Raw genomic sequence first — 10,606 nt, 5'->3', positions numbered from 1 at the left:
CGGAGCTCACCGGCTCCACGGACCCGTTCACCGTCCACACCCGCTGGATCGAGACCGAGTTCGTCAACGAGATCAAGCCCTTCGCCGCGCCCGCCCCCGACACCGGGACGGCCGGGGACGTCCGCGAGACCGTGGTCGTCGAGGTCGGCGGACACCGCCTGGAGGTCTCGCTGCCGGCGGTGCTCGGCCGGGTCCCGGACCGGATGCCGAGCCTGGTCGGGGCGGCCGCGCCGCGGGCCCGCCGCCGTACCGCGGGCGGCTCCACGCCGGCCGCGTCCGGGGACACGCTCACCTCGCCGATGCAGGGCACCGTCGTCAAGGTCGCCGTCGCCGACGGGCAGAGCGTCGAGAAGGGCGACCTGATCGTCGTCGTCGAGGCCATGAAGATGGAGCAGCCGCTCACCGCGCACCGCTCCGGCACGGTGACCGGGATCGCCGCCGAGGTGGGACAGGCCCTTACCGCCGGCGCGGCCGTGTGCGACATCAAGGACCGAGACCCGGACCGCACACCGACTTGATCGAGGACTGGTCGACTTGGCACATCTCACCTACACCGACGCCATGAACGGAGCGCTGGAGCGACTGGGTTCCGTGGGCTACGAGCACGGGCGCAGCTTCGTCAACCACGCCCCGATGGCCGCCGAGGCCCTGGCCCACATGGGATACGCCGACGAGGTGCCCGCCTGGGTGGAGGGGCATCTGCGCAGCCACACCTTCCACGACGTCCCCGAGCGGCGGTTCACCATCGACCCGGCGGACGAGACCGACTGGCGGCAGGCGCTCGGCGAGTTCGGCCGGGTCGCCGACTGGACGGCTCTGTTCGAACGGGAGCTGGCCGAGGGACGGTGGACCGACGTCCTGGCCCGCTGGTGGCCCCGGCTGCTGCCCGGCATGTCCGGGGTGCTCACGCACGGGGTGATCCGCACCGCGCACGCGGTCCGTGCGGTGGTGACCGCCGGCCCCGACCACCGGATGCAACTGGCCGAACTCGCCCAGGGGCTGGGCTACTGGGCGGCCCGCTACTCGGAGGGCGGGGTCGTCGTCGAGGAGCACTCCGGCGAGGACGGCGGCGGTGACGCCGCGACGGCCCTGGACGGCCTCGTCGCCGAGTTCTCCGGGATCTACGCCACGCTCTCCCTGAACCACCCCGTCCCGCTGATCCACTCGGTCACCGGGCCCGCCGCCGTACGACTGGTGGTGGAACACCTGCCGCAGGACCAGCGGTGGCCTTCGTACCGGGTGGCGCGGGCCGTCAGCCGCACGATGCTCGACTGGTTCCACGCCGTGCCCCGGCCCCCGGCCCCGCTGCCGGACGCCCCCGACGTGGCCGGTCTCTTCGCCGAGGCCGTGCAGATCGGCGACGAGCACGCCATCAAGCTCGCCGAAGTGGCCGTACGGCACGAGGCGTGGGCGCCCGATCCGCGGCACGCGGCGGCCGCACAGGTGGCGAACCGGGCCATCGGGCGCCTGTACCGCTGACAGTTCGCCACCGTCGACGGTCCCGCAGACCGGACCGTACGGAACCGTTCCCGAGGAGTGTCATGGACGCACAAGTCATCGTCGTGGGCGCCGGTCCGGCCGGCATGATGCTCGCGGGCGAGCTACGGCTCGCGGGCGCCGACGTCATCGTTCTGGAGAAGCTGCCCGCGCGCACCGGAGAATCGCGCGGCCTCGGCTTCACCGCCCGCACCATGGAGGTGTTCGACCAGCGCGGACTGCTGCCCCGCTTCGGGGACATCGAGGTCAGCAACGTGGGCCACTTCGGCGGCCTGCCCGTCGACTTCGGCGTGCTCGACGGCGCCCACCAGGCCGCCAAGACGATCCCCCAGTCGGTCACCGAGACCGTCCTGGAGGAGTGGGCCGGGCGCCTCGGCGCGGACATCCGGCGCCGGCACGACGTGCTGTCCGTCAAGGAGAAGGAGGACAGCGTCGAGGTCGAGGTGCGCGGCCCCGAGGGCGTGCACCGGCTGCGCGCCGAGTACCTGGTGGGCTGCGACGGCGGCCGCTCGACCATCCGCAAGGCCGCCGGCTTCGACTTCCCCGGCACCCCCTCGACGCTGGAGATGTACCTCGCCGACGTCAGGGGGATCGAGCTGGAACCCCGGATGATCGGCGAGACCCTGCCCGGCGGCATGGTCATGGTCGGACCGCTGCCCGGCGGCATCACCCGCCTGATCATCTGCGAGCGCGGCACCCCGCCGCAGCGCCGGGACAAGCCGCCCACCTGGGCGGAGGCCGCGGCGGCCTGGCAGCGGCTGACCGGCGACGACATCTCGCACGCCGAAGCGGTGTGGATCTCGTCCTTCGGCGACGGCACACGCCTGGTCACCGAGTACCGGCGCGGCCGGATCCTGCTCGCCGGCGACTCCGCGCACATCCACCTGCCGGCCGGCGGCCAGGGCATGAACACGAGCATCCAGGACGCCGTGAACCTGGGCTGGAAGCTCGGCGCGGTGGTAAGCGGCCGGGCGCCCGAGGCGCTGCTCGACACCTATCACGACGAGCGGCACCCGGTCGGGCAGCGGCTGATGATGAACACCCGGGCGCAGGGCCTGCTGTTCCTGTCCGGACCCGAGGTACAGCCGCTGCGCGACGTGCTGAACGAGCTGATCCGCTACCCCGAGGTCAGCAAGCACCTGGCGGCGATGGTCTCCGGCCTCGAGATCCACTACGACCTCGACGGGGGCGGCCACGCGCTGCTCGGCCGACGGCTGCCGAACGTGCCGCTCACCGGGCACAACAGGGTGGCCTCCAGCACGGAGGCGCTGCGCGCCGGGCGGGGTGTGCTGCTCGACCTCGCCGACAACGCACGGCTGCGGGAGCGGGCCTGGGCGTGGCGGGACCGGGTGGACGTGGTGACGGCGACGGCGGCGGACCTGCCGGCCGGCAGCCCGCTCACGGACACCACGGCCGTGCTGGTCCGGCCCGACGGATACGTGGCCTGGGCGGCGCCGGGCAGCCACGCGGATCTGCCGATGGCACTGGAGCGGTGGTTCGGGCCGGCGCGGTAGGGCCGTGCCGCGGTTTGTCGTCCTGTGGCTGTCCCGCCCTCGTGGCTGGTCGCGCCCACGCGGCGGAAACCGCACACCAATGCAGCCCCGCGCCCCTGCCGGGGCGCTTTCCTTTGGCCTCTTTGAGGAGTGAACCATGCACAGCACCCTGATCGTCGCCCGGATGGAGCCGGCTCACAGCCAGGACGTCGCCCGGTTGTTCAAGGAGTTCGACGAGACCGAGATGCCGCATCTCATGGGCACCCGGCGCCGTGAACTGTTCGCCTACCGCGGGCTGTACTTCCACCTCCAGCACTTCGACACCGACAACGGCGGTGAGCTGATCGAGTCGGCCAAGTCCGACCCGCGGTTCGTGCGGATCAGCGAGGACCTCAAGCCGTTCATCCAGGCGTACGACCCCGCCACCTGGCGGTCTCCCGCCGACGCGGTCGCCACGCGCTTCTACGACTGGGAGGGCCGGGCGTGAACGCCAGGCGAGTGGTCATCACCGGGGTCGGGGTCATCGCCCCCGGCGGTGTCGGCACCAAGAACTTCTGGAACCTGCTCAGCGAGGGCCGCACCGCGACCCGCGGCATCACCTTCTTCGACCCCTCCTCCTTCCGGTCCCGGGTCGCCGCCGAGGTCGACTTCGACCCGGAGGAGCACGGGCTCTCCCCGCAGGAGATCCGCCGGATGGACCGCGCGGCCCAGCTGGCCGTCGTCAGCGCCCGCGAGGCGCTCGCCGACAGCGGGCTCGACCTGTCCGGCGCCGACCCGCACCGGGTCGGGGTCACCATCGGCAGCGCGGTCGGCGCGACCATGGGCCTCGACGAGGAGTACCGGGTGGTCAGCGACGGCGGCCGGCTCGAACTGGTCGACCACACCTACGCCGTCCCGCACCTGTACAACTACCTGGTGCCCAGCTCCTTCGCCGCCGAGGTGGCCTGGTCGGTGGGTGCCGAGGGCGCGGCCACCGTCGTCTCCACCGGCTGCACCTCGGGTCTCGACTCCGTCGGGCACGCCGTCGAGCTGATCCGGGAGGGCTCCGCCTGCGCGATGATCGCCGGCGCCACCGACGCCCCGATCTCCCCGATCACCCTGGCCTGCTTCGACGCCATCAAGGCCACCACTCCGCGCAACGACGACCCCGAGCACGCCTCCCGCCCCTTCGACGGCACCCGCAACGGGTTCGTGCTGGGCGAGGGATCGGCGGTCTTCGTCCTGGAGGAACTGGAGGCGGCGCGGAGCCGGGGCGCGCACATCTACGCCGAGATCGCCGGGTACGCCTCGCGCTGCAACGCCTTCCACATGACCGGACTGCGCCCGGACGGCGCCGAGATGGCCGAGGCGATCACGGTCGCGCTGGGCGAGGCCCGGCTCAACCCGGAGGCCATCGACTACATCAACGCGCACGGCTCCGGAACCAAGCAGAACGACCGGCACGAGACCGCCGCGTTCAAGAAGAGCCTCGGCGACCACGCCTACCGGACGCCGGTGTCCTCGATCAAGTCGATGGTCGGGCATTCGCTCGGCGCGATCGGCTCCATCGAGATCGCCGCGTCCGTCCTCGCCATGGAGCACAACGTCGTGCCCCCGACGGCGAACCTGCACACCCCCGACCCCGAGTGCGACCTGGACTACGTGCCGCTCACCGCCCGCGAGCACCGCACCGACGCGGTGCTCACCGTGGGCAGCGGGTTCGGCGGCTTCCAGAGCGCGATGGTGCTCGCCCGACCGGAGAGGAACACGGCAGCATGAGCACGCGCACGGTTGTCACCGGGCTCGGCATCGCCGCGCCCAACGGCCTCGGCACCGCCGACTACTGGGCGGCGGCCCGCGCCGGCAAGAGCGGCATCGCCCGGATCACCCGGTTCGACCCCTCCGGATACCCGGCGAAACTGGCCGGGGAGGTCCCCGGGTTCAGCGCCGGGGAGCACCTGCCGAGCCGGCTGCTCGCCCAGACCGACCACATGACCCGCCTCGCGCTCGTCGCGACGGACTGGGCGCTGGCCGACGCGGACGTCACCCCGGCCGACCTTCCCGCGTACGACATGGGCGTGGTCACCGCCAGCTCCTCCGGCGGCTTCGAGTTCGGCCAGGGCGAGCTGCAGAAACTGTGGAGCCAGGGCAGCCAGTTCGTCTCGGCATACCAGTCGTTCGCCTGGTTCTACGCCGTCAACAGCGGGCAGATCTCCATCCGCAACGGGATGAAGGGGCCGAGCGGCGTCGTCGTGTCCGACCAGGCGGGCGGCCTGGAGGCACTGGCCCACGCACGCCGGCAGATCCGCAAGGGCACGCAGCTCATCGTCTCCGGGGCGATCGACGCGTCCATCTGCCCGTGGGGGTGGGTGGCGCAGCTGGCCAGCGACCGGCTGTCCACGTCGGAGGAGCCCGAACGGTCGTACCTGCCGTTCGACCAGGCGGCCGCCGGGCACGTGGCCGGCGAGGGCGGGGCGATCCTGATCCTGGAGGCCGAGGAGACGGCCGCGCGGCGCGGTGCCCGGGTGTACGGGGAGATCGCCGGGTACGGCACGACCTTCGATCCGGCGCCGGGGAGCGAACGGCCGCCGGGGCTGCGCAAGGCCATCGAACTGGCCCTCGCCGACGCGGGCGTGGACGCGGCCGACGTGGACGTCGTCTTCGCCGACGCGGCGGCCGTGCCGGAACTGGACCGGGTGGAGGCGGACGCGATCGGCGACGTGTTCGGTCCGCACGGGGTGCCGGTGACCGCGCCGAAGACGATGACCGGGCGGCTGTACTCGGGGGCGGCGCCGCTGGACGTGGCGACGGCGCTGCTCGCCGTCAGGGACGGGATCGTGCCGGCGACGGTGAATGTCTCGCCCGAGGCGGGCTACGACCTCGACCTGGTGGTGGGGGAGCCGCGGCTGACCGAGGTACGGACGGCGCTGGTGCTGGCGCGCGGCTACGGCGGGTTCAACTCGGCGATGGTCGTGCGGGCGTAGGCCGCCCACGGCCGTAGGGGTGCGCGCCGTAAGGCGGCCGCGGTCCCGCCGTGGCCGCTCGCGCAGTTCCTACCCCCAGCGTCCCTTACGGGGCGCTGCCCCAAGACACACCCGCCCTTCCGGTCCACCACTCTCTCCCACGCCGGGCCGGAAGGGCGGGTGTTCCCGTTCGCAGGAATGTTTCGCAGAACCGAAAGGAAGATCACCGTGGCCACCCAGTCCTTCACCCTCGACGACCTCAAGCGGATCCTGCTGGAGGCCGCCGGTGCCGACGAGAGCGTCGACCTCGACGGGGACATCCTCGACACCGACTTCGAGGAGCTCAGCTACGAATCGCTCGCCATCCTGGAGACCTGCGGGCGCATCGAGCGGGAGTACGACATCACGCTCGACGACACCGTGGTGACCGAGGCGAAGACCCCCCGCGAGCTGCTCGTCCTCGTCAACACGCAGCTCGGTGACGTCACGGCCACCGCGGCCTGACCGACCACTCTCCGTCCCCTCCGGCCGCCGGCGCCCGCCCCCCGTTCGTTCCGGGCGCCGGCGGCACCCCCATGCCCTGAAACGACCTGAACGCCCTGAAAGGGAGCGGCAGACATGTCCGAACAGCAGCAGAAGGTCGCCCTGGTCTCCGGGGCCACCAGCGGGATCGGCCTCGCCTCGGCGCGGCTGCTGGCCCAGCAGGGCCACCGCGTCTTCATCGGCTCCCGTGACGCCGCGAACGTGGAGCGGACCGTCAAGGAACTGCGCGCCGAGGGGCTGGAAGTCGACGGGACCACCCTCGACGTCCGGTCCGCGCTGTCCATCGCGAACTTCGTCCAGGCGGCCGTCGAGCGCTACGGCACCGTCGACGTCCTGGTCAACAACGCCGGCCGGTCCGGCGGCGGAGTGACCGCCGACATCGACGACGAGCTCTGGTACGACGTCGTCGAGACCAACCTCAACAGCGTCTTCCGCCTCACCCGTGCCGCCCTCACCACCGGAGGCATGCGGGACAAGAGTCGCGGCCGGATCATCAACATCGCCTCGACGGCCGGCAAGCAGGGCGTGGTGCTGGGTGCGCCGTACTCCGCCTCCAAGCACGGCGTGGTGGGCTTCACCAAGGCCCTCGGCAACGAGCTGGCCCCCACCGGCATCACCGTCAACGCGGTCTGCCCGGGATACGTCGAGACCCCGATGGCGCAGCGCGTCCGGGCCGGCTACGCGGCCGCCTACGCCACCTCCGAGGACGCCATCCTCGACAAGTTCCAGGCGAAGATCCCGCTCGGCCGCTACTCCACCCCCGAAGAGGTCGCCGGACTCGTCGGCTACCTCGCCTCCGACACCGCCGCCTCCATCACCGCCCAGGCCCTCAACGTCTGCGGCGGCCTCGGCAACTTCTGAAACCCCCGGCACCCTCTAGGAGTTCACGCATGTCCGAGCCGAAGGAAGTCGAGCACGAGGTCACGATCTCGGCGCCGGCCGCCGAGGTCTACCGGCTGATCGCCGACGTGGCCAACTGGCCGCGGATCTTCCCGCCGACCATCTACGTCGACCACCTGGAGCGCTCCGCCGACCAGGAGCTGATCGGGATCTGGGCCACCGCCAACGGCGAGGCCAAGAACTGGACTTCGCGCCGGGTGCTGGACCCCGCCGGTCTGCGGATCACCTTCCGGCAGACGGTCTCCACCCCGCCCGTCGCGAGCATGGGCGGCACCTGGATCATCGAGCCGCTCGACGACGCCACCGCCCGGGTCCGGCTGCTGCACGACTACACGGCCGTCGACGACGACCCGGCCGGGCTCGCCTGGATCGACGAGGCCGTCGACCGCAACTCCCGTTCCGAACTGGCCGCGCTGAAGACCAACGTCGAACTCGCCACCGCCTCGCGGGAGCTGACCTTCTCCTTCGAGGACACCGTCCAGGTCGACGGCGCCGCCAAGGACCTCTACGACTTCGTCAACGAGGCCGACCGCTGGTCCGAGCGGCTGCCGCACGTGGCGACCGTCCGCCTCACCGAGGACACCCCGGGTCTGCAGACCCTGGAGATGGACACCCGCGCCAAGGACGGCTCGACGCACACCACCAAGTCCTACCGGGTCTGCCTGGACGGCCGGAAGATCGCCTACAAGCAGACCACCCTGCCGGCCCTGATGAACCTGCACACCGGCTACTGGACGTTCCGCGAGACCGACGAGGGCACCTTCGCCTCCTCGCAGCACACCGTCGTGCTGCGCCCGGAGAACATCGAGAAGATCCTCGGTCCGGACGCGGGGGTCGCCGAGGCCCGCGAGTACGTCCAGGGCGCGCTGAGCACCAACAGCCGCGCCACCCTGAACCACGCCAAGGCGTACGCCGAAGCGAGGCGCTGACCCATGGCCGGTGCCGACGCGGTCGAGACGCACGTCGTGGTGGTCGGCGCCGGTCCCGTCGGGCTGATGCTCGCCGGGGAACTGCGGCTCGGCGGCGCCGAAGTGACCGTACTGGAACGGCTGGACGCCCCGACGGCCGAGTCGCGGGCGTCCACCCTGCACGCCCGCACCATGGAACTGCTCCGGCAGCGCGGCCTGCTCGACGGGCCCGGCGGCTTCGGCGACCCCGAGCCGCCGCCCCACGAACCCCGCGGACACTTCGGCGGCCTCCCGCTCGACCTCACCCTGCCCAGCAGCCACCCCGGGCAGTGGAAGGTCCCGCAGACCCGCACCGAGGAACTCCTCGGCGCCTGGGCGCGGCGGCTCGGGGCGCGGGTACTGCGCGGCCACCAGGTCGTGGCGCTGCGGCAGGACCGCGACCGGGTTGTCGTCACCGCCGAACGCGGAGGCGAGCGCAAGGAGTTCACCGCACGGTACGTGGCCGGATGCGACGGGGAGCGATCCGTCGTACGCCGCCTCGCGAACATCCCCTTCCCCGGCAACGACGCCGGACGGGAGCTGATCCGCGCCGACGTCGACGGCATAGACGTCCCGAACCGACGGTTCCAGCGGCTGCCGAACGGACTCGCCATCGCCGCCCGGCGCGGCGACGGGGTCACCCGGGTGATGGTCCACCGGTTCGGCACCCCGCCCCGTGGCTCGGGCGAGGCGGAGTTCGCCGACATCGTGACCGCCTGGCGGGACGTCACCGGCGAGGACATCGCCCACGGCACCCCGCTGTGGGTCAACTCCTTCGGCGACGCGTCCCGGCAGGCCGAGCGCTACCGCACCGGCCGGGTGCTGCTCGCCGGCGACGCGGCCCACCAGCAGATGCCGATCGGCGGCCAGGCCCTCAACCTCGGCCTCCAGGACGCCGTCAACCTGGGCTGGAAGCTCGCGGCCACCGTCCTCGGCCGGGCCCCGGCCGGGCTGCTGGACACGTATCACGACGAACGGCACGCGGTCGGGCGGCGCGTGCTGTCCAACATCCGCGCCCAGGCCCGGCTGCTGCTCGGCGGGCCCGAGGTGGACCCGGTGCGCTCGGTCGTCGGCGAACTCACCTCGTACGAGAACGTCCGCGCGCACCTCGCCGGGATGATCAGCGGTCTCGACGTGCGGTACGGCGACGATCCGCAGGGCGACGGACCCGGTCCCGTCGGCGCACGGCTGCCCGAGCTGCGGCTGGAGTCGGGCGCGACCACCGCCGAACTGCTGCACCCCGCACGGGGGTTGCTGCTCGTCACGGACGGGTCGCTGAGCGGGGCGGCCGGCGACTGGTCGGCCTCGGTCGACACGGTCACCGCCCGTCCCGAGGACACCGGTCCGCTCTCCTTCGGGGCCGTGCTCGTACGACCCGACGGTTACGTCGCCTGGGCGGGCAACTCCGCGGACGGGCTGCGCGAGGCCCTCGGCCGCTGGTTCGCACCCACCGCACCCGCTGCCCCCGCCACGCGGGCCGTCGCCCCCTCACCACAACTGACTGGCAGGAGAAGGAAGATGGGCAACCTGACCGGAAAGACCGCCCTTGTCACCGGCGCCAGCCGGGGCATGGGCCGGGCCACCGCCGAGCGGCTCGCCGCCGACGGCGCGCTGGTCGCCGTGCACTACGGCACCAGTGAGGAGGCCGCCGCCGAGGTGGTCGCCGGTATCGAGAAGGACGGCGGCCGGGCGTTCGCGGTCAAGGCCGAGCTGGGCACGCCCGGCGACGTCCACGAGCTGTTCCTCGCCGTGGAGGCGGGGCTGAAGGAGCGCACCGGCGAGACCGAGCTGAACATCCTGGTCAACAACGCCGGTGTGATGGGCGGGGTCAAGGCCGAGGACACCACCCCTGAGCAGTTCGACCGGATCTTCGCCGTCAACGCGAAGGCGCCGTTCTTCGTCATCCAGCGGGCCCTGGTCGACATGCCCGACGGCGGCCGGATCGTGAACATCTCCTCGGGCCTGACCCGGTTCGCCAATCCGGACGAGATCGCCTACGCCATGAGCAAGGGCGCGGTGGAGCAGCTGGCGCTCCACTACGCCAAGCTGCTCGGCCCGCGCGGGATCACCGTGAACAGCGTCGCGCCGGGCATCACCCGCAACGGCAACCCGGTGTTCGGCATCCCCGAGGCCGTCGAGGCCATGTCGGCGCTGTCCACCTTCAACCGGGTCGGCGAACCGCAGGACGTCGCCGACGTCATCGCCTTCCTCGTCTCCGACGACGCCCGCTGGGTCACCGGCTCCTTCGTCGACGCGAGCGGCGGCACGCTCCTCGGGTGACGCG

At 72.3% G+C, this 10,606-nt stretch carries 10 protein-coding genes; all 10 read left to right on the top strand.

The window, feature by feature from the left end:
- Window positions 1–518 (top strand): acyl-CoA carboxylase biotin carboxyl carrier protein subunit (locus ACZ4O3_RS29660; protein ID WP_362722207.1); only part of this gene is annotated, 518 nt, incomplete at its 5' end.
- A gap of 16 nt (window positions 519–534) precedes the next feature.
- Complete coding sequence (locus ACZ4O3_RS29655; RefSeq protein WP_362722210.1) at window positions 535–1,479, top strand: hypothetical protein; 945 nt, start codon at window positions 535–537, stop codon at window positions 1,477–1,479.
- Between the two features lie 62 nt (window positions 1,480–1,541).
- Window positions 1,542–3,011, top strand: a complete 1,470-nt coding sequence (locus ACZ4O3_RS29650) for an FAD-dependent monooxygenase (protein ID WP_467725124.1) — start codon at window positions 1,542–1,544, stop codon at window positions 3,009–3,011.
- A gap of 136 nt (window positions 3,012–3,147) precedes the next feature.
- Complete coding sequence (locus ACZ4O3_RS29645; RefSeq protein ID WP_362722216.1) at window positions 3,148–3,477, top strand: TcmI family type II polyketide cyclase; 330 nt, start codon at window positions 3,148–3,150, stop codon at window positions 3,475–3,477.
- On the top strand, window positions 3,474–4,748 hold the full coding sequence (locus ACZ4O3_RS29640; RefSeq protein ID WP_362722219.1) for a beta-ketoacyl-[acyl-carrier-protein] synthase family protein: 1,275 nt from the start codon (window positions 3,474–3,476) through the stop codon (window positions 4,746–4,748). Before ACZ4O3_RS29645 ends, ACZ4O3_RS29640 begins: the two co-directional genes overlap by 4 nt.
- On the top strand, window positions 4,745–5,953 hold the full coding sequence (locus tag ACZ4O3_RS29635; protein ID WP_362722222.1) for a ketosynthase chain-length factor: 1,209 nt from the start codon (window positions 4,745–4,747) through the stop codon (window positions 5,951–5,953). Before ACZ4O3_RS29640 ends, ACZ4O3_RS29635 begins: the two co-directional genes overlap by 4 nt.
- Before the next feature lie 207 nt (window positions 5,954–6,160).
- Window positions 6,161–6,436, top strand: coding sequence for an acyl carrier protein (locus tag ACZ4O3_RS29630; protein WP_362722224.1), 276 nt, complete (start codon window positions 6,161–6,163; stop codon window positions 6,434–6,436).
- 114 nt (window positions 6,437–6,550) lie between these two features.
- Window positions 6,551–7,336: a 3-oxoacyl-ACP reductase FabG gene (gene fabG, locus ACZ4O3_RS29625; RefSeq protein ID WP_362722227.1), complete on the top strand. Its 786-nt coding sequence runs from the start codon at window positions 6,551–6,553 to the stop codon at window positions 7,334–7,336.
- 29 nt (window positions 7,337–7,365) lie between these two features.
- Window positions 7,366–8,304, top strand: coding sequence for an aromatase/cyclase (locus ACZ4O3_RS29620; protein WP_467725122.1), 939 nt, complete (start codon window positions 7,366–7,368; stop codon window positions 8,302–8,304).
- A 3-nt stretch (window positions 8,305–8,307) separates the two neighbouring features.
- Entirely contained in the window at window positions 8,308–10,602 is a 2,295-nt protein-coding gene (locus ACZ4O3_RS29615; RefSeq protein WP_467725120.1) for an SDR family oxidoreductase, read from the top strand.
- Window positions 10,603–10,606: the final 4 nt, after the last annotated feature.

The sequence above is a fragment of the Streptomyces sp. NPDC026515 genome (genome assembly GCF_055567595.1).
The sequence above is the reverse complement of the archived record's forward strand: the minus strand, read 5'-3'. Positions and strand labels throughout refer to the sequence as shown.

What these genes read in the sequence shown, in the direction of transcription:
- ACZ4O3_RS29650 (WP_467725124.1), top strand. Translation starts at nt 1,542, where the DNA reads ATGGACGCACAAGTCATCGTCGTGGGCGCCGGTCCGGCCGGCATGATG.
- ACZ4O3_RS29645 (WP_362722216.1), top strand. Translation starts at nt 3,148, where the DNA reads ATGCACAGCACCCTGATCGTCGCCCGGATGGAGCCGGCTCACAGCCAG.
- ACZ4O3_RS29635 (WP_362722222.1), top strand. Translation starts at nt 4,745, where the DNA reads ATGAGCACGCGCACGGTTGTCACCGGGCTCGGCATCGCCGCGCCCAAC.
- fabG (WP_362722227.1), top strand. Translation starts at nt 6,551, where the DNA reads ATGTCCGAACAGCAGCAGAAGGTCGCCCTGGTCTCCGGGGCCACCAGC.
- ACZ4O3_RS29620 (WP_467725122.1), top strand. Translation starts at nt 7,366, where the DNA reads ATGTCCGAGCCGAAGGAAGTCGAGCACGAGGTCACGATCTCGGCGCCG.
- ACZ4O3_RS29615 (WP_467725120.1), top strand. Translation starts at nt 8,308, where the DNA reads ATGGCCGGTGCCGACGCGGTCGAGACGCACGTCGTGGTGGTCGGCGCC.